The sequence below is a fragment of the Kingella negevensis genome (genome assembly GCF_030177895.1).
Classification (GTDB): Bacteria; Pseudomonadota; Gammaproteobacteria; order Burkholderiales; family Neisseriaceae; genus Kingella_C; species Kingella_C negevensis.
This window is the reverse complement of the sequence record NZ_CP123448.1, coordinates 2,105,476-2,124,595: the sequence shown is the minus strand read 5'-3', so window position 1 is coordinate 2,124,595 and position 19,120 is coordinate 2,105,476. Positions and strand designations below refer to the sequence as shown.

General features: G+C 45.0%; 16 protein-coding genes. 8 read left to right on the top strand and 8 right to left on the bottom strand.

From position 1 onward, the window contains the following. Positions 1 to 12: 12 nt before the first annotated feature. The 4 genes from QEO93_RS11500 to QEO93_RS11485 all read left to right on the top strand — a co-directional run bounded on the left by QEO93_RS11500 (position 13) and on the right by QEO93_RS11485 (position 6,995). Positions 13 to 723 carry a B3/B4 domain-containing protein gene (locus QEO93_RS11500; protein WP_032137983.1) on the top strand — a complete coding sequence of 237 codons (711 nt, stop codon included), beginning with the start codon at positions 13 to 15 and terminating at the stop codon, positions 721 to 723. Positions 724 to 906: 183 nt separating this feature from the next. Beyond that, positions 907 to 3,771 carry a 2-oxoglutarate dehydrogenase E1 component gene (locus tag QEO93_RS11495; protein WP_081907029.1) on the top strand — a complete coding sequence of 955 codons (2,865 nt, stop codon included), beginning with the start codon at positions 907 to 909 and terminating at the stop codon, positions 3,769 to 3,771. Between the two features lie 144 nt (positions 3,772 to 3,915). Beyond that, positions 3,916 to 5,004, top strand: coding sequence for a 2-oxoglutarate dehydrogenase complex dihydrolipoyllysine-residue succinyltransferase (gene odhB / locus QEO93_RS11490; protein WP_032137984.1), 1,089 nt, complete (start codon positions 3,916 to 3,918; stop codon positions 5,002 to 5,004). A gap of 377 nt (positions 5,005 to 5,381) precedes the next feature. Further along, positions 5,382 to 6,995, top strand: coding sequence for a phosphoethanolamine transferase (locus QEO93_RS11485; RefSeq protein ID WP_032137985.1), 1,614 nt, complete (start codon positions 5,382 to 5,384; stop codon positions 6,993 to 6,995). A 79-nt stretch (positions 6,996 to 7,074) separates the two neighbouring features. On the opposite strand, the gene QEO93_RS11480 is transcribed toward QEO93_RS11485, so the two are convergent. After that, positions 7,075 to 8,043 (bottom strand): KpsF/GutQ family sugar-phosphate isomerase, encoded by a 969-nt coding sequence (locus QEO93_RS11480; RefSeq protein ID WP_019390145.1) that lies wholly within the window; start codon positions 8,041 to 8,043, stop codon positions 7,075 to 7,077. Positions 8,044 to 8,540: 497 nt separating this feature from the next. Here QEO93_RS11480 and tal point away from each other — a divergent pair, with 497 nt between their 5' ends. The 4 genes from tal to QEO93_RS11460 all read left to right on the top strand — a co-directional run bounded on the left by tal (position 8,541) and on the right by QEO93_RS11460 (position 12,610). After that, positions 8,541 to 9,596, top strand: coding sequence for a transaldolase (tal, locus tag QEO93_RS11475; RefSeq protein WP_032137986.1), 1,056 nt, complete (start codon positions 8,541 to 8,543; stop codon positions 9,594 to 9,596). Positions 9,597 to 9,791: 195 nt separating this feature from the next. After that, on the top strand, positions 9,792 to 10,445 hold the full coding sequence (gene cmk, locus QEO93_RS11470) for a (d)CMP kinase (RefSeq protein WP_032137987.1): 654 nt from the start codon (positions 9,792 to 9,794) through the stop codon (positions 10,443 to 10,445). Positions 10,446 to 10,618: 173 nt separating this feature from the next. Next, positions 10,619 to 12,292 (top strand): 30S ribosomal protein S1, encoded by a 1,674-nt coding sequence (gene rpsA, locus QEO93_RS11465; RefSeq protein ID WP_032137988.1) that lies wholly within the window; start codon positions 10,619 to 10,621, stop codon positions 12,290 to 12,292. 12 nt (positions 12,293 to 12,304) lie between these two features. After that, positions 12,305 to 12,610, top strand: a complete 306-nt coding sequence (locus tag QEO93_RS11460; RefSeq protein WP_032137989.1) for an integration host factor subunit beta — start codon at positions 12,305 to 12,307, stop codon at positions 12,608 to 12,610. A gap of 48 nt (positions 12,611 to 12,658) precedes the next feature. Here QEO93_RS11460 and QEO93_RS11455 read toward each other — a convergent pair whose 3' ends face one another. Genes QEO93_RS11455 through pilB form a run of 7 tightly spaced genes read right to left on the bottom strand, consistent with a single transcriptional unit; the run spans position 12,659 to position 19,024 of the window. After that, entirely contained in the window at positions 12,659 to 13,279 is a 621-nt protein-coding gene (locus tag QEO93_RS11455) for an L-threonylcarbamoyladenylate synthase (RefSeq protein ID WP_032137990.1), read from the bottom strand. A gap of 56 nt (positions 13,280 to 13,335) precedes the next feature. Next, positions 13,336 to 13,815 carry a CinA family protein gene (locus tag QEO93_RS11450; protein WP_032137991.1) on the bottom strand — a complete coding sequence of 160 codons (480 nt, stop codon included), beginning with the start codon at positions 13,813 to 13,815 and terminating at the stop codon, positions 13,336 to 13,338. A gap of 19 nt (positions 13,816 to 13,834) precedes the next feature. After that, positions 13,835 to 14,581 (bottom strand): cell division protein ZapD, encoded by a 747-nt coding sequence (gene zapD, locus QEO93_RS11445; protein ID WP_032137992.1) that lies wholly within the window; start codon positions 14,579 to 14,581, stop codon positions 13,835 to 13,837. 8 nt (positions 14,582 to 14,589) lie between these two features. Then, positions 14,590 to 15,198, bottom strand: coding sequence for a dephospho-CoA kinase (gene coaE, locus QEO93_RS11440; protein WP_032137993.1), 609 nt, complete (start codon positions 15,196 to 15,198; stop codon positions 14,590 to 14,592). Between the two features lies 1 nt (position 15,199). Continuing rightward, a complete protein-coding gene (locus QEO93_RS11435; protein WP_032137994.1) occupies positions 15,200 to 16,033 on the bottom strand; it encodes a prepilin peptidase in 834 nt (277 codons plus the stop codon). A gap of 12 nt (positions 16,034 to 16,045) precedes the next feature. Then, positions 16,046 to 17,320: a type II secretion system F family protein gene (locus QEO93_RS11430; RefSeq protein ID WP_032137995.1), complete on the bottom strand. Its 1,275-nt coding sequence runs from the start codon at positions 17,318 to 17,320 to the stop codon at positions 16,046 to 16,048. Between the two features lie 21 nt (positions 17,321 to 17,341). Further along, positions 17,342 to 19,024 (bottom strand): type IV-A pilus assembly ATPase PilB, encoded by a 1,683-nt coding sequence (pilB, locus tag QEO93_RS11425; protein ID WP_032137996.1) that lies wholly within the window; start codon positions 19,022 to 19,024, stop codon positions 17,342 to 17,344. Between the last annotated feature and the right edge of the window lie 96 nt (positions 19,025 to 19,120).

Here is a 19,120-nt window from a genome sequence, read left to right as displayed (position 1 = left end):
AAGGAACAAAAAATGTCTCAACAATTTATTGCCGAACCCAGCTTTTGGGAACTCTTCCCGCAAGCCAACTTAGCGGTGTTGATTTTGGATAACGTGAACAACCAAGGCGAATCCAGCGCACGTGTGCAAGACTTACTAGCGCAAGCCAACGAAACCGCCAAAAAACATTTAACCGCCGACCAACTAAGCCAAAATCCTCCCGTTGCCGTGTGGCGCGAAGCGTACCAAAAATTCAAAACCAAAAAAGGCGTACGTTGCAGCATTGAAGCCCTGCTCAAACGCATTGAAAACGGCAAAGGTGTTGGCACGATTAGCCCATTGGTGGATATTTACAACGCCGCTAGTTTAACGTTTGCGCTGCCTTGTGGCGCAGAAGATTTGGCAACTTTTTCAGGCAGCCTGAAACTGCATATCACAGACGGTGGCGATGAATTTTTTGCGTTGGGAGATGAAGCAAACTCACCCACTTTGGCAGGCGAATTGTGCTACACAGATGATGCAGGCGCGGTGTGTCGTTGCTTTAACTGGCGCGACGGTCAGCGCACCATGGTAACGGAAAACACCACAAAAGCGTTTGTGATTTTGGAATATCCAAACGATTCACGCACGGTAGATTTGCAAGCTGCGTTGGATTTTATCGCACAACACGCGCAAGCTGAATTGAGCGCGACTGTGGTTCATCAAGCCATTTTAACAGCAGAAAATCCAAGCATTGCGCTGTAAAACTACATAAAACTACATACAATCACTTTTCAGGCTGCATTTTGTTAAGAACTCAGCCTGAATTGTTAATAAATGAAAGCAATTTACTATTTTTTATTTACATAACAAAACAAATAGCAGTAAAATTCTTCCATCAGATGTAACCATCTGAAATCCGAAAAACAACGACAAAAGGATTGCATCATGAAGGACGAAAGACAAAATTTCTCATACCTCTTCAGCTCAAACGCACCCTATATAGAAGAGTTATACGAATCTTATTTAGCCGACCCCAATTCAGTTGAAACCGTGTGGCAACACTATTTTGCCGACCTCGCAGCAGTTAGTAATCGCGCAAAACCTCAACCCCTTGCACCCATAGCGGAGCAACCACGCCCCAGCGTTTCAGGCTGCATTGATGAAGAGCAAATGCGAAAACAAATTGCCGTATTGCGCTTGATTACCGCCTATCGTATTCAAGGCGCAAATGTTGCTGATTTAGACCCTTTGCGCTTGCGCTACGCCCGAAACGTATTCGGATTGCAGCCTGAAGAACACGGCTTAACCGCCGCCGATTTGTCCACATCATTTGGCTTGGGCGACGGCGATTTCTCCATTGGCGGTTCAAACAAACTCCCCCTATCAGACATCATTGCCAAACTCAAACAAACCTACTGCGGACACATTGGCATTGAATACATGCACATCGGCAATCGCGAAGAACGCCTGTGGGTGCGCGATTATTTTGAACGCGACCTCTCCACCCCCAAATTCACCCCCGAACAAAAACGCCATATTCTCAAAAACTTAACCGCGTCCGAAACCTTAGAACGCTACCTGCACACCCGATATGTTGGGCAAAAACGCTTTTCCGTTGAAGGTGGCGAAAGCGTGATAGTCGGCTTGAACTATTTGCTGCAAAACGCAGGCAAAGACGGTGTGGAAGAAGTCATCATCGGCATGGCGCACCGTGGACGCTTGAACGTACTCGTGAACGCGCTGGGCAAAAAACCCTCGGATTTGTTTGACGAATTTGAAGGCAAACAAGCAATCAAGTTCCCAAGCGGCGACGTGAAATATCACAACGGTTTCAGTTCCGACATCAACACCCCATACGGCGCGTTGCACGTTACCCTTGCGTTCAATCCATCACATTTGGAAATTGTGAACCCCGTAGTAGAAGGTTCGGCACGCGCCAAACAACAACGCCGTGGCGAAAATGGCGCAAAACAAGTCTTGCCTGTTTTGATTCATGGCGACAGCGCGTTAATCGGTTTGGGCGTGAACCAAGCCAACTTCAATATGTCGCGGACACGCGGCTATGGCACAGGTGGCACGGTTCACATTGTGATTAACAACCAAATCGGTTTCACCACATCAGACACGCGCGACACCCGTTCCGCCGTGTATTGCACCGACATCGCCAAAATGGTGGAAGCCCCTATCTTCCACGTGAATGGCGACGACCCAGAAGCCGTGTGCTACGTCGTTCAGGCTGCATTGGATTACCGCAAAACATTCGGTAAAGACGTGATGGTGGACGTGGTATGTTTCCGCAAATTAGGACACAACGAAGGCGACGACCCAACTTTAACTCAGCCATTGATGTATCGCGCCATCGCGCAACACAAAGGCACACGCGCCTTGTATGCCGAAAAATTGGCAAAAGAAAACGTAGTAACCGCCGAAGAAGCCGACAAAATGGTTAGCGATTACCGCGATGCGTTGGACAAAGGCGAACACGTTGAACTTACACGCCTGAGCGACTACAAACGCAAATACAGCGTGGACTGGAGCAAATACCAAGGACAAAACTGGCGCGAAAAAGTGGAAAGCGGATTGTCCGCCGCAGACATCAAACGTCTTGCCGACAAATTCACGTTGCAGCCTGAAAACTTCGGTTTGCACAGCACCGCCAAACGCGTGTTGGAACAACGCAAAGCCATGGCAGCAGGCGAACAACCTATTGACTGGGGCATGGCAGAAACGCTCGCTTACGCCAGCATGGTAACCAATGGCACACCCGTTCGCATTTCGGGCGAAGATTCAGGGCGTGGCACATTCTCACACCGCCACGCCGTGCTGCACGACACCGAACGCAAAGAACACTTCGGTGGCATTTACGTGCCATTGCAACACATGGCAGACAACCAAGCCTCGTTCACCGTGATTGACTCCATCTTGAACGAAGAAGCTGTGTTGGCTTATGAATACGGACATGCGTGCGCCGCGCCAGAGCAACTCACGATTTGGGAAGCGCAATTCGGCGATTTTGCCAACGGCGCACAAGTCGCGATTGATCAATTCATCTCGTCTGGTGAAACCAAATGGGGCAGACATTGCGGCTTAACCATCATTCTGCCGCACGGCTATGATGGGCAAGGCCCTGAGCATTCATCAGGGCGATTGGAACGCTGGCTGCAACTGTGCGCGGAACAAAATATGCAAGTGATTATGCCAAGCGAAGCCGCTCAAATGTTCCATATTTTGCGCCGACAAACGCTGCGTTCTTATCGCAAACCGCTTGTCGTGTTCCTGTCTAAACGCCTGTTACGCTTTAAAGATGCCACCAGCCCATTGGAAGATTTTTTGCAAGGGACAACGTTCCAGCCAGTAATTGGCGACACCGTTCATCGCGCAGACAACGAACAAGTGAAACGCGTGATTGTCTGCTCAGGGCAAGTGTATTACGACATCGCCGCAGGTCGCGCGGAACGTGGTTTGGAAAACGATGTGGCAATTGTGCGATTAGAGCAGCTCTATCCGTTCCCATACGAAGAACTGAAAGCGGAATTGGACAAATACCCCGAAGCTGAATGGATGTGGGCGCAAGAAGAGCCGAAAAATCAAGGTGCGTTCAATCAAATCCGCCACCGTTTGGAACGCGTCCGCCACACGCATTGGCTGCTTGCCGCGCGTCCGTCTAGTTCATCGCCAGCCGTGGGTTATGGCAGCAAACACGCGGAACAGTTGAAACAAGTGGTGGAAGATGCGCTGCGGTTTGATATGCTTCAGGCTGCATTTTGGTGTGCAGGCTGTTCGCAGAAGCATTTTGATTTGTTTTCTTGAAAGACCGCCTGTAGGGTGCGTCCCACGCACCGAAATCTTCACGCAGCCTGAAAAACGGTGCGCGTGGCACAATCCACACGGTTTTCAGGCTGCCTGAAAAAAGCAGCCTGAAAACCCCAAATTCCTAAAAACAGGAGAAACAAAATGATTATTGAAGTCAAAGTACCCGTATTTTCAGAAAGCATTTCCGAAGGCACCTTGCTGACATGGTACAAAGCCAAAGGCGACACCGTGGCGCGTGATGAAGTGTTGGCAGACATTGAAACCGACAAAGTAGTGCTGGAAGTACCAGCCCCACAAGCAGGCGTGTTGGTAGGCATTCTTTTACAAGAAGGCGACACCGTTACCAGCCAACAAATCTTGGCGCACATCGACACCGAAGCTCAAGAAACGCAGCCTGAAAGCACAGTCAGCGAAGCTGTCGCGCCAGCAGCAGAAACGCCTGTTGCAGAAACGACACCAGTTGCTGAAGATACACCAGCCGCCGAAGAACCGCCCGTTTTTCAGGCTGCAACTGTGTTGCCAAACACTGAACGCCCTGAACAACGCGTTCCAATGAGCCGTTTACGCGCGCGTGTGGCGGAACGTTTACTGGAATCGCAAGCACAAAACGCGATTTTGACCACGTTCAACGAAGTAAACATGAAGCCAATCATGGATTTACGTGCAAAATACAAAGAGAAGTTTGAAAAAGAACACGGCGTGAAATTGGGCTTTATGTCGTTCTTTGTGAAAGCGGCTGTGGCGGCGTTGAAAAAATTCCCGATTGTGAACGCGTCTGTGGACGGCGAGGATATTATTTATCACGGTTATTTTGATATTGGCATTGCGATTGGTTCGCCGCGCGGTTTGGTGGTACCGATTTTGCGCGATGCAGACCAAATGAGCATTGCTGAAATTGAGCAAACGATTGCAAATTTCGCGCAAAAAGCGAAAGAAGGAAAAATTGCGATTGAAGATTTAACAGGCGGCACGTTCAGCATTACCAACGGTGGCACGTTTGGTTCTATGTTGTCCACACCAATTATCAATCCGCCGCAATCTGCGATTTTGGGCATGCATGCAACCAAAGACCGTGCAGTGGTGGAAAATGACGAAATTGTGATTCGTCCGATGATGTATCTTGCGCTGTCTTACGACCACAGAATTATTGACGGGCGTGAAGCGGTGTTGGCTTTGGTGGCGATTAAAGATGCGTTGGAAGACCCTGCGCGGTTGTTGTTGGATTTGTAAAACCAAAATGCAGCCTGAAAGCGTTGCAAAACTGCCATTTGGTAGAGACAGGGTTTATCCCATAGGTAACTACACAAATATGGAGCGTCGGCGGCTCACCGATAAAAATAGTTAAATTTTGGAAAATTGGTATTATTTCTTACTGATGTAGCTTGCAAATAAACATTTTCTGTACGCTAAAATGTATCGGCGAGCCACCGACGCTCCATTGCAGAACTTGTGTAGATACCTATGGGGTAAACCTTGTCCCTACCAAGCAAAATTTTCTATCATTTATCAAAAATGCAGCCTGAAAAACTTTTTCAGGCTGCATTTTCCATTTTCCTTTACAATCCTTTTTCTTTAGACGCAGCCTGAAAAACAAAGGATTTCCCTAAATGAACAAAAAATACTTCATCAACTATCTTATCTTGCTCTTACCGTCCATCATCATCGGCGGTTTACTTGCCTATTCAGGCGACGTAACGGACGGTTTAAAAATCGGCTTTCTCTCTTTGCTGGGCAACGCATTCATCGCCCTATTCCACAAAAAACGCAGCAAAATTTATTTTGTGCTGGCAATCTTGTGGTACGCCCTATTCTTGCTTCACAGCATGACTTTGTCCGCCACATGGCTGCTGTATAACAGCAAAATCAACGCCTATTTCATCGTTCAATCCATCGCCAACACATCGCTCAACGAAGCCACAGAATATTTCACGCACAGCTTGCCCTATTTAGGTGTCGCCAGTGCCGTATTTGTTGGCTTGGGCGTGCTGAGCTATTTTCTGTTCACCAAAATCTACAACCGCGACTGCCCACTTGTCCAAAAAAACCAAAAAAGCACATGGATTTTGCCGATTATCATCGGTTTGCTGTGCGTAACCGCATGGGCAATCAAACCCATTCGCGCCGTGTCGCCCCCCATTTTTTGGCGCAACTACGTCAAATCTATCCAGCAGTTCAAAGCCCAACTGGTTGAACACCAAAACTGGCAACACAACTGGACGCAATACGCTCAACAAAATATCAGCAAGCTACCAAACTTTCAAGAAAAACAAACCATTATCCTGATTATTTCCGAAAGTTTAACCAGCTACAATTTACATTCTTGCGGCTACCCACGCCACACCAACCCCAATATGTTCGCCGCACAAAACGAACTGACGATTTTCTGCAATGCCTATTCAGGTTATCCGTCCACATTAGGTGCAGTGAAATCCATCTTAACCGATGTGCCAGCCGCGCAACCTGAATACGTACCAACCAAAAGCATTCTTGCAGACGCAAAATCCGCAGGTTTCAAAACCTTTTGGCTAAGCAACCAAGACGACAGCTACATCGCCTCCCTATTTGGCGCGTTTACCGACCAAGCGATTTACAACAACAAACGTTCAGGGCGCAGCAGTTTTGCCAAAGATGAAGAACTGTTCCCCTTGGTGAAAAACGCGTTGGCAGATAGCGCACCGAAGAAACTGATTGTGGTGCATTTGATTGGTTCGCACCCCAATTATTCCGCGCGATACACCGACAAATTTAAACTATTCCCCACTCAAGACAACGCGCAAGAACAGCCCGTTCAAGCGCAATTGGCGCAAATCAACGCCAGCTCGTGGACAAAAAATCTGCGCGATGAATACGACAACAGCGTCGCTTATCAAGATTGGGTGTTCAACAACATTTTCACGATGCTCAAGCAAGACAAAGCTGAATCACGCGGCTTGATTTTCCTGTCCGACCACGGCAATGAAGTGGGACACGTGAAAGACTTTGCAGGACACAGCCCAACCACGCAAGCAGGTTATCGCATACCTGTAGTGTTGTGGCACAACCAACTTGCGTTACCCAAAGGTGCAAACCAAGATAAAGCCATCGATGCCACTCAGTTAGATAATAATTTGCGCTTTATGATTGGGTTACAAGATAAAACTAACACCGCGTTTGTGCCTTGGTGGGCAGATAATTATCAGTTTCCAAGTAATGCTAAGTTTCCTTATTGGGAAAACCTATAAAAAAACACAGCCTGAAAAACCATTTTCAGGCTGCGTTTTGTTTCAGGCTGCTTTTCATACAAAAGCAGCCTGAAAACCATCAAACCACACGTGCTTTTAACAAATCGTGCATATTCAACGCACCCACCAATTTCCCAGCTTCATCACACACCAGCAAACCGCTCACACGTTTATCTTGCATGAATTTCACCGCTTCGCTTGCCAGTTTCTCAGGCGTAATAGAATGCGGCGAAACGTGCATCACATCGTTCACCGTTAAACCAGCAAACGTGTCGCGCTTTTCAAACAAGCGGCGCAAATCCCCGTCCGTCAAAATCCCTTTCAGGCAGCCTGAAGCATCTACAATCGCCAGCATACCCAAACCTTTTTCGCTCATTTTCACAATTGCTGTTTTCAGCAAAGTGTGTTCTTCAACCGCAGGCAACTCGCTGTCAGAGTGCATTAAATCGCCCACCGTCAGCAGCAAACGTCTGCCCAAACTGCCCGCTGGATGGCTCAACGCAAAATCTTCCGATGTGAACTGACGCGCTTTCAACAACACAATCGCCAACGCATCGCCCAACGCCAAAACCGCCGTGGTGCTAGAAGTTGGCGCAAGACCAAGCGGACACGCCTCTTGCGAAACCGCAGCCTGAATGTGAATATCCGCGTGCTTTGCCATGCTTGACTGCGGTTTAGACGTGATACAAATCAGCGTGGTATTTTTGCGTTTCAGCGCAGGCACAATCGCTAAAATTTCATCGCTCTCGCCTGAATTAGACAAAGCAATCACCACATCGCCGTCCACAATCATGCCCAAATCCCCATGCGCGGCTTCGGCTGGGTGAATAAAAAACGAAGCTGTGCCAGTGGAAGCCAACGTGGCAGAAATCTTGCGCCCAACGTGTCCCGACTTACCCATGCCCATCACAATCACGCGCCCTTGGCAATGCAAAATCGCTTGAACTGCTTGAATAAACGTGTCGTTTAACTGCGTGGCGATTTCATGGATTGAATCCGCTTCTGTATTCAAGGCAGAAACTGCCCATTCCAAATATTTTTGTTGCATGATTAACTTGCACCTTTCCAATTTGTGTTTTCAACAAGAGGGCAGATTATAAACTTTTCTGCTCACATTGAAACTGTATCATTAGTTCAACAAGCCCATTTTCAGGCTGCATCAAAATATTTATATATATCATATGGTTATTTTAACAATAAAACCATTATCTTTATACAATAAACATATTAATTTAAATAAAATTTAAATCATATAAATCAAAATATCTATACTAAATTAATCATACTATTGACTCGTGGATTTCCCACAACAATTCAAATCACTATAATTTTATTTTTAGAGGTTTTATCGTGGATTAAATTCAAATCAGGACAAGGCGACAACGCCCGCCGTGTACGCGTGGTACATAAGAGCGTTGGCAACGCAGTATTAAAAGATAAGTGCATCAACTATACAATTTTCAGGCAGCCTGAAAACACTATCCAAATTGTAAAAAAAGGTTTACGATTTGACTTTTCAACCCAGTTTTCAAAGAGGAATAGCCCATGACCATCTTGGCAAATGTAAAACAATTAGGACAACAAATCTGGTTAGACAACCTCTCACGCAGCCTCGTGCAAAGTGGCGAATTAGCAGCCTTTCTGAAAGACGGCGTGTGCGGCGTAACCTCAAACCCAGCCATTTTCCAAAAAGCCTTTTCAGGCGACCCACTCTACACACAAGAAATCGCAGCCTTGAAACAACAAGGCAAAAGCGCAAAAGACATCTACGAAAAATTAGCGATTGAAGACGTTCAGGCTGCCTGCGACGTGTGCCGTGCCGAATTTGACAGCACCAACGGCAAAACAGGTTTCGTGAGCCTAGAAGTATCGCCAGAATTATCATGCGACGCGCAAGGCACAATCGCCGAAGCCAAACGCCTACACACCGCAATTAACCGTCCAAACGTCATGATTAAAGTACCCGCCACAGACGAAGGTTTAGTTGCACTGACCGAATTAGTGGCAAGCGGCATCAACGTGAACCTAACCCTATTATTCTCACGCACCCAAACCCTGAAATCATACGCAGCCTACACCGCAGGTTTAACCCAATTAGCAGCAAACGGCGGCGACGTGAGCAAAATTCAAGTGGTAGCCAGCTTCTTCATTTCACGCGTGGACGGCGCATTAGATGCCACGCTGCCTGAAAACTTGCAAGGCAAAATCGCCATTTCGTTGGCAAAAGCCGCTTATCAAGATTGGGCGAACTATTTTGCAGGCACAGACTTCGCCCCATTAACCGCAAAAGGCGCACACAAAGTATCGTTGCTATGGGCATCAACAGGCGTGAAAAATCCAGCGTATCCAGACACTTTGTATGTGGACAGCTTGATTGGCGATCACACCGTAAACACCGTGCCAGATGCCACATTAAAAGCCTATATCGACCACGGCACAGCCGCTATCACTCTGCCTGAAAACACCGAGCAAGCGTTAGCCAACATCGCCGAAGCCGAAAAATTGGGCATTGATTTGGAAACTTTGGCAACGCGTTTACAAAATGATGGTTTGAAACAATTTGAAGACGCATTTGCGAAACTGTTAGCACCGTTAGCATAATTGATATAATGCGCGACTTTCAGGCAGCCCGAAAAATAAGTTTCAGGCTGCCTTTTAGTGTATAAATTTCTAAATCAACAATTTCAATTCAGGCTGCAAAAACAGCACTTCACAAGCTTTTAGCAAAATACGTTTCAGGCTGCATTTTGCCAATCAATAAAAAGCAGCCTGAAAAATTATTCGGAGAAACAAAAAATGCAAAAAGTCATCGCCATTGACGGACCGTCAGCGTCAGGCAAAGGCACAATCGCCGCACGCGTCGCCGCCACGCTGGGTTGGGCATATTTAGACTCAGGCTCACTCTACCGCCTCACCGCCCTACACGCCGAACAAAACCAAATCACATGGACAGACGAAACCGCCATCGCCCAACTCGCCACCACTCTGCCCGTAGAATTTGCAGGTCAAACTGTATTGCTCGCAGGCAATGACGTTTCACAAGCCATTCGCAGCGAACACATCGGCATGGGCGCGTCAGCCGTTGCCAAATTACCCGCCGTTCGCAGCGCATTATTGCAACGCCAACGCGATTTCTTAACAGAACAAGGCTTGGTTGCAGACGGACGCGATATGGGTTCAATTGTCTTCCCTGAAGCGCAACTCAAAATTTTCTTAACCGCCAGCGCACAAATCCGCGCTGAACGCCGCGCCAAACAAATCAACGTGCCACTTTCAGGCTGTGAATTTGAGCAAATTTTGACAGACATTGAAGCGCGTGATGAAGCGGATAAAAATCGCCCTGTTGCACCATTGCGCCAATTACCTGACGCAAAATTATTGGATACTTCAAATTTAGGCATTGAAGAAACCGTTGCACAAGTTTTGGCTTGGTACGAAAAAAGTAAATAAAACAGCTTGATAGTAGCTAAAAATAGCGTATAATGCGCAAGTTCTCTTTTCAGGCTGCGATATATTTTATGCAGCCTGAAAATATATTTTTCTTTCGCTTGCGAGCCAGAGACGCAAGCGCATAATCAACCTTACCCCGCACACTCTGGCAGTGCATTGAAAGCAAAACCAACATGGAAAATTTTGCCCAGTTATTGGAAGAATCATTTAACACCCAAGAGATGAGCCACGGCGAAGTCATCACTGCTGAAGTAGTTGAAATCACTGATAAATTCGTTATCGTGAACGCTGGCTTGAAATCTGAATCTTTGATTGATGTTGCAGAATTCAAAAACGCTCAAGGCGAATTGGAAGTTAAAGTAGGCGATTTCGTTACTGTAACTATCGAATCTGTTGAAAACGGTTTCGGTGAAACTAAATTGTCTCGCGAAAAAGCGCGCCGCGCTGCTGACTGGATTGCTTTGGAAGAAGCAATGGAAGATGGCGAAATCTTGTCTGGCGTGATTAACGGCAAAGTTAAAGGCGGCTTGACTGTGATGATTAACAGCATTCGCGCGTTCTTGCCAGGTTCTTTGTTGGACGTTCGTCCTATCAAAGATACTTCACACTTTGAAGGCAAAGAAGTTGAATTTAAAGTGATTAAATTAGACCGTAAACGCAACAATGTTGTGGTTTCACGTCGTGTAGTGTTGGAAGCAACTTTGGGCGAAGAGCGCAAAGCGTTGATGGAAAACTTGCAAGAAGGTACTGTGGTTAAAGGTATCGTTAAAAACATCACTGATTACGGTGCATTCGTTGATTTGGGCGGCATCGATGGCTTGTTGCACATCACTGATTTGGCATGGCGTCGTGTGAAACACCCAAGCGAAGTGTTAGAAGTGGGTCAAGAAGTTGAAGCTAAAGTATTGCGCTTTGACCAAGACAAACAACGCGTTTCTTTGGGCTTGAAACAATTGGGCGAAGACCCATGGAATGGTTTGGCTCGTCGTTACCCAACAGGCACTCGCTTGTTCGGTAAAGTATCTAACTTGACTGACTACGGTGCATTCGTTGAAATCGAACAAGGCATCGAAGGTTTGGTTCACGTTTCTGAAATGGACTGGACAAACAAAAATGTTCACCCAAGCAAAGTGGTTCAATTGGGCGACGAAGTTGAAGTGATGATTTTGGACATCGACGAAGACAAACGCCGCATCAGCTTGGGCATGAAACAATGCCAAGCTAACCCATGGCAAGAATTTGAAGCAAACTACAACAAAGGCGACAAAATTAAAGGCGCAGTTAAATCAATCACTGATTTCGGCGTGTTTGTAGGCTTGCCTGGTAACATCGATGGTTTGGTTCACTTATCTGACTTGTCTTGGACTGAAGCTGGCGAAGAAGCTGTTCGTAAATACAAAAAAGGTGAAGAAGTTGAAGCGGTTGTATTGGCAATCGACGTTGAAAAAGAACGCATTTCTTTGGGTATCAAACAATTGGAAGGCGACCCATTCAACAACTTCTTGGCTATGAACGACAAAGGTGCTTTGGTTAAAGGTACTGTGAAATCTGTTGAAGCTAAAGGTGCAGTAATTGTATTGGTTGACGAAGTTGAAGGTTACTTGCCTGCTTCTGAATTTGACAGCGAACGTGTTGAAGATTTGACTACTAAAGTTAAAGAAGGCGACGAAGTTGAAGCAGTTATCGTAACTGTTGACCGCAAAAACCGCAGCATCAAATTGTCTGTTAAAGCTAAAGACGCTAAAGCAAACGAAGACGCTTTGAAAGCGGCTCAATCTGCAGCACCTGCAAACGCTGGTACAACTAGCTTGGGTGACTTGTTGAAAGCATCTTTAGGTAAAAACTAAGGTAATTTGTAAATGACCAAATCTGAGTTAATGGCTCGCTTGGCAGAGCTTTTTGCCGAACGCAACGAAGGTTCTGAATTGCAAGCCAAAGACATCGAATATAGTGTGAAAGTCTTGGTAGATACCATGACTCGCTCACTTGCAAAAGGTCAGCGCATTGAAATTCGTGGTTTTGGTAGTTTTGACTTAAACTACCGTCCACCTCGTGTGGGTCGCAATCCTAAGACAGGCGAACGTGTTGAGGTACCTGAAAAACATGTACCTCACTTCAAACCTGGTAAAGAATTGCGCGAACGTGTAGACCAATTAGATGCGTAATTAAGCCATAAAGAAAACCGCTTATGTTTTAATAAGCGGTTTTTTGTTTTATAAACCAAATAATGAGATATCGCCCTTCCCTGCGCGAATTAACTCTACGCCCTCAGTCATATCAATCACAGTCGTGGGTTCTGTGCCACACCAGCCGCCATCAATAATCACATCAACAGAATGCGCTAAACGGTCGCTAATTTCATAAGGGTCGGTTAAGGGTTCGTCATCTTCAGGCAGCATTAGTGTGCAAGAAAGCATGGGTTCGCCTAATTCTGCCAACAATGCCAATGCAATTTTGTTATCAGGCACGCGCAAACCAATCGTTTTGCGTTTTGGGTGCAATGTGCGGTTCGGCACTTCCTTTGTTGCTTGCAAAATAAAGGTGTAACTCCCAGGTGTAGCAGCTTTTAATTGACGAAATTGACTGTTATCCACTTTGGCATAAGTCCCTAAATCGCTCAAATCGGCACACATTAAAGTTAAATGGTGCTTCAAATCAATTTTGCGGATTTCTAAAATACGTTCCATTGCAGTTTTATTGCCCAATGCACAGCCCAACGCATAGCAAGAATCGGTTGGATAAACAATCACGCCACCTTTTTTGATGATTTCTACGGCTTGTTTAATCAATCTATCTTGCGGATTATCTGGGTGAATGGCTAAAAGTTGAGACATAGTATTCCTTTCTTGTTATAAAAGGCAGCCTGAAAACTTTTCAGGCTGCCTAAGGTTTATGCAGCAGTTGTTTTTAAATAATGTTCCAAAATCGCCAATGCGTATTGCACAGCTTGCTGACGGATTTCTTCGCGGCTGCCTGAAAATTGGTATTGTTTTGCCCAAATGCGCTGTTTGGTCGCAAAACCAAACCATACTGTACCAACTGGTTTTTCTGGTGTACCACCATCAGGACCCGCAATACCTGAAATGCTCAAAGCATAATCATTTTTAGACGCAATCAGCGCACCCAACGCCATTTCACGCACCACTTCTTCGCTGACCGCACCATAATGGCGTAAAGTGTCGGCGTTCACATTCACTAATTGGCATTTTGCTTGGTCTGAATAAGTAACATAGCCGCGCTGAAAAAAAGCGGAGCTACCTGGAACGCTGGTTAAAGCGGCAGCCAATAAGCCACCTGTGCAAGATTCTGCACAAGTAAGAATTTGTTTGCGAGCAGTTAGCTCTGAAGCGATGTATTCAATACGATTCATTTTTTCTCTCTTTTATTCATTATTTCAACTCAGCATCAAAACTGCACATAATAATTTTAAATTCAACATCTTGTTCCACTTGTTTGCCACGCATGCTTTCTTGATTGGCTTCCACAAAGCGGATATGCGTGAAATATTTATTCGCTGAAACTTCAGGCAGAAAACCTAAATCCGTTGGTAATTCCACAGTCAGCAAATGAATATTTTGCGCTAAACTTTTTTGTTGATAATTACCCTGCTCGGCGCAGCATTCTACAACATGTTGATTTTCACGCAAAATATCCAAAAGCAAATGGGCAGCCTGATAAGTTGGCATCATGGACTGACTCCAACATTTCAAATCTTCGCGACGTTTTTCTGTGGGTAAATGTTGCCAATAATAATAGCTTGGCAATTCCACAGGCGTTGTGCCACCTGCCACAACCATGCGTTGTTTCATCGCCATTAGCCATTCATTTTCACGAATATGTTGCCCGAATTTTTGCTGAACATCTTGCAAATCTTGCGTGGTTTGCTGAATACGGTTCCATAAATCTTGATTATTCTGATGCTTACCCGCTTGGCGTTGGCGTTCCAACTCTTGCAGAATATCTAACTTCATTTCTGCACGTGAAGAACATTCCATAATCTCAAACAGGGTTGCCAAGGCTACATGGTGCGACCACTTATCTTCGCCCGCAACGGTATGATTGAAGCGGTTAAATAGGTGTTCTATACGGATTAAACTACGAACACGTTCTGATAAAGGGTGGTCAAAACTTAGCATATTTTCCTTTAACTTTCTGTATTTTTCAGGCTGCAATAGAATTGGTGCATTTTTTGCACGACTTGCTGTAAATCTTTCAGGCTGCTTTCATTGCGGATAACATCATCTGCCACGCGTAATCGCTCTTCATCTGTGGCTTGATTTGCCATAATATTGCGGACTTCAATCTCACTTAATCCATTGCGTTTCATCACGCGCTGCAGCCTGAAAACTTCGTTGCATTCTACCACTAAAATCCGTGAAACTAATGTTTGAAAATGGGGATTTTCAATCAATGTGGGGATTTCTATCAAGCCATACGCAGCCTGAAACTGGCTTTGCTGAAAATGTATTTCCGCCATAATCAATGGGTGCAATATCGCTTCCAATCGTTGTTTTGCTGTTTTATCAGTAAACACTAATTGGCGGATATAAGCTCGATTCAGGCAGCTTGAAACATCAATTGCTTTATCGCCAAATGCTTGCTGGATAGCATTTAAGGCTGAACTGTTCGGCGTATTCGTTAATTGGCGCGAAATTGCATCTGCATCAATAATCGGCACGTTCAAGGCAGAAAAACAGGCAGCGACCTGACTTTTGCCGCTGCCAATTCCTCCGGTTAATCCAATCCAAATCATTTTAGAATCCAGATTTCGTTAGCCACCAAGTTAATGCTTGACCTGCTGAACTGTAGAACAAGAAAACAAACCAACCTGCTACAGCCAAACATGGACCAAATGCCATAGGTTGCCCTTGTGATAAGCGTTTGGCATAAAAGGCGATAATACCAACCAATGCCGCAGCAAACACCACAATCGGCAAAATGCCAGTGCCTAACCATGCACCAATCGCAGATAGCATTTTAAAGTCGCCGTAGCCCATGCCTTCTTTGCCAGTTAACAATTTGAATACATGGAACAAAGTCCACAAACTCATATAGCCAACTACTGCGCCGATAACGGATTGTTCCAATGGGATAAATCCTGTTATTAAATTGAACAATAAACCTAGCCAAATCAATGGTAAAGTTAATTGATCTGGCAGTAACTGCGTGTCTGCATCAATAAAAGTTAAAGCGACAACAAATGCAGTAAACAAGCACGCGCCTACAGTTATTATGGTTGCGCCATATTGCCATGCCATCACACCAAACAGCACACTCGTTAATAGTTCAACCAACGGATAGCGAATGCTGATAGGCGTTTTGCAGGTATGGCATTTGCCACGCAAAATGAGCCAACTGATAATCGGCACATTCTGCCAAGGGCGAACGGGCGAACCACAGTTTCCGCAACGTGATGGCGGAACCATTAGGTTGAAAATAGGCTCTTCGCCTACTTCCATACCTAATTGCAATTTCGCTTCTCGATTCCACATATTTTCTAATATCAAAGGAATACGATAAATCACTACATTGAGAAAACTACCAATGAGCAAGCCAAAAACAACTGCTAAGATAATTGCAATATCCAATTCTTATCCTTTTTATTTGATGGCATCACCCATGCTGAACAGTGGTAAGTACATGGCAACCAGAATCACGCCGACAATACTACCTAAAACCACCATGATGATAGGTTCCATCAAAGATGACAGTGCAGCCACAGCAGTATCTACTTCTTCTTCATAGAATTCTGCTACTTTGTTCAACATATCATCTAACGCACCAGATTCTTCACCAATAGAAGCCATTTGCACTACCATGTTTGGGAATACATTGGCTGCATTCATGCCTGAAGTTAAAGAAATACCTTGGTTTACTTTATTACGAATTTCCATGGTTGCTTCTTCATAAATGATGTTACCGCAAGCACCTGCCACAGAATCCAATACTTCCACCAATGGCACACCTGCAGTAAACAGCGTCGCAGTGGTACGCGCCCAACGAGCAATCGTTGCTTTCATCACAATGTTACCGAAAATAGGCATTTTCAATAACCAAGCATCCACTTTCTTTTGGAATGCTGGCGAACGTTTATGGAATTGAGCTAAACCCCATACGCTACCAATCAGACCAGGGATAATAATCCAACCTTGAGCAACGAAGAAATCAGACAATCCCATCATCCATTCAGTCAAAGCAGGCAATTTTGCACCCAAGCCTTGATAAATTTTCTTGAACGATGGCAATACGAACATCATCATCACCAAAATCAAACCAACCGCAACCACCATCACGGCGATAGGATAAGTCAAAGCACTTTTCACTTTTTTCTTAATGGCTTGAGTTTTCTCTTTATAGGTTGCCAATTTATCCAGCAAGCCTTCCAACACACCACCCGCTTCACCTGCTGCAACCAAGTTGCAATAGAATTTATCAAAATAAGCTGGATGTGCAGCAAAAGAGTCACCTAAAGATTCACCTTGTTCCACATTGTTACGAATATTCATCAGCAAATCTGTCATATTCGCATTTGGGTTACCTTTTGCCACAATATCAAACGCTTGCATCATAGGCAGACCCGCTTTCATCATTACAGAAAGCTGACGAGTGAAGATGGTAATATCAGCTTGAGTGATTTTTTTCGCACTCATCTTTTTCATCTTCGTCAGTTGCATCACTTTGATAGAACGACGTGATAATTTCTGACGTGCTTCATCTTCATTCTTCGCAACCACTTCACCACGAACAATAGAATCTGTTTGTAAGTTTTTACCTTCAAACTGATAGCGGTTACCACGTTCTTTTTTTACTGGTTTGTCCGCTTTTTTCGCAGTTGCTTTTTTCACAGGCTTTTTAGCTGGCTTTTGAGGTGCCATTGTATTTTCCTTTAATCAAAATTATTCATTCGTTGTCGCAATTACTTCTTCCAAAGAAGTAATCCCTTGCATCACTTTCAGCAAACCTGAACGACGCAAATCGCACAATCCATCTTCATAAGCAATGTTAGCAATATCCACTTCCGTACCACCAGACATAATCACAGCCTTCATACGTTCAGACATCTTCATTACTTCATACAAACCGGCACGACCTTTATAGCCTTTACCTTTACAAGCATCACAGCCAACAGGACGATACATCATCCACTCTTTAGCCAAATCCTCTTCAGTAAAACCAGCATCTAACAAAGCCTGTTTAGGCGGACGCTCCATAGGCGCTTTACACGAATTACACAAACGGCGTGCCAAACGTTGCGCCATAATCAAGTTCACAGCAGACGCAATATTAAACGGCGCCACACCCATGTTCAGCATACGAGACAAAGTAGCCGGCGCATTATTCGTGTGCAAGGTTGAGAATACCATGTGGCCCGTTTGTGCCGCTTTAATCGCAATATCCGCCGTACTCAAGTCACGAATCTCACCAATCATAATCACGTCCGGGTCCTGACGCAGGAACGCTTTTAAGGCAGCTTCAAACGTCAAACCCTGTTTGTCATTCACGTTCACCTGATTGATGCCCGGCAAGTTAATCTCCGCAGGGTCTTCCGCAGTAGAAATGTTGATGTCATCCGTATTCAAAATATTCAAGCACGTATACAAAGACACTGTTTTACCCGAACCCGTAGGACCTGTTACCAGCACCATGCCATATGGACGGTGAATCGCCTCCATAATCAGCTCTTTCTGGAACGGTTCAAAACCCAATTGTTCAATATTCAAGCTTGCCGCGTCAGAGTTCAAAATACGCATCACGACTTTCTCACCAAACAAACAAGGCATAGTGTTCACACGGAAGTCGATGGCTTTCGTATTTTTAGAGAATTGCAACTGAATACGTCCATCCTGCGGCACACGTTTTTCAGAAATATCCAGTTTTGCCATCACCTTAATACGAGATGCCAGTTGGCTACGCAATTGCAAAGGCGGTTGCACCACTTCACGCAACATACCGTCCGTACGGAAACGCACACGCGCCATAAATTCATAGAACTCAAAATGAATATCGGAAGCACCCGTTTGAACCGCATCATACAAAATTTTCTGAATGAAACGCGCAACAGGACCATCTTCTTCCTCTTCCCCGTCCACAATCATTTTTTGCTGACTAGATTCCTCTTGTTTCAACTCCATGCCCATTTCCTTGAGCAATGCAGAGTTACTTTGACCAAACCATTCCAAAATCGTACTCAGTTGGTCATCGCGCACCACCACCAAATCCAATTGCAAGCCAGAGTTAAACACTGCTTTTTGAACATTTTGAATATTGGTTGGGTCAGACACCGCAACAAAAACTTTACGACCACGTTTCAAAATAGGAATCGCGCGCAATTCCTGCATTTGTGCCTCATTCATCACATCAGACACAATTCGGCTGCGTGGGAAATAGTTCAAATCCAACAAAGGATAGTTAAACAAAGAAGAGCACAAATCAGCCAACGCTTCAGGCGTAATAATTTTATCACCAAAAATCAAAGGCAAAACAGGCTTATTATCTTTAATAGCTGTTTGATATTTTTCAACTTTATCCTGCGGAACGAGTTTTTGTTGCACCAAAACCCGCAATAAACCAATACTCATAAATTTATCCTGTTTACAAATTATCCAGCTTCATGCAGCCTGAAAACACCTTTTCGGGCTGCATGAACATTTCAAAATTTCAATCCGTATAATTAT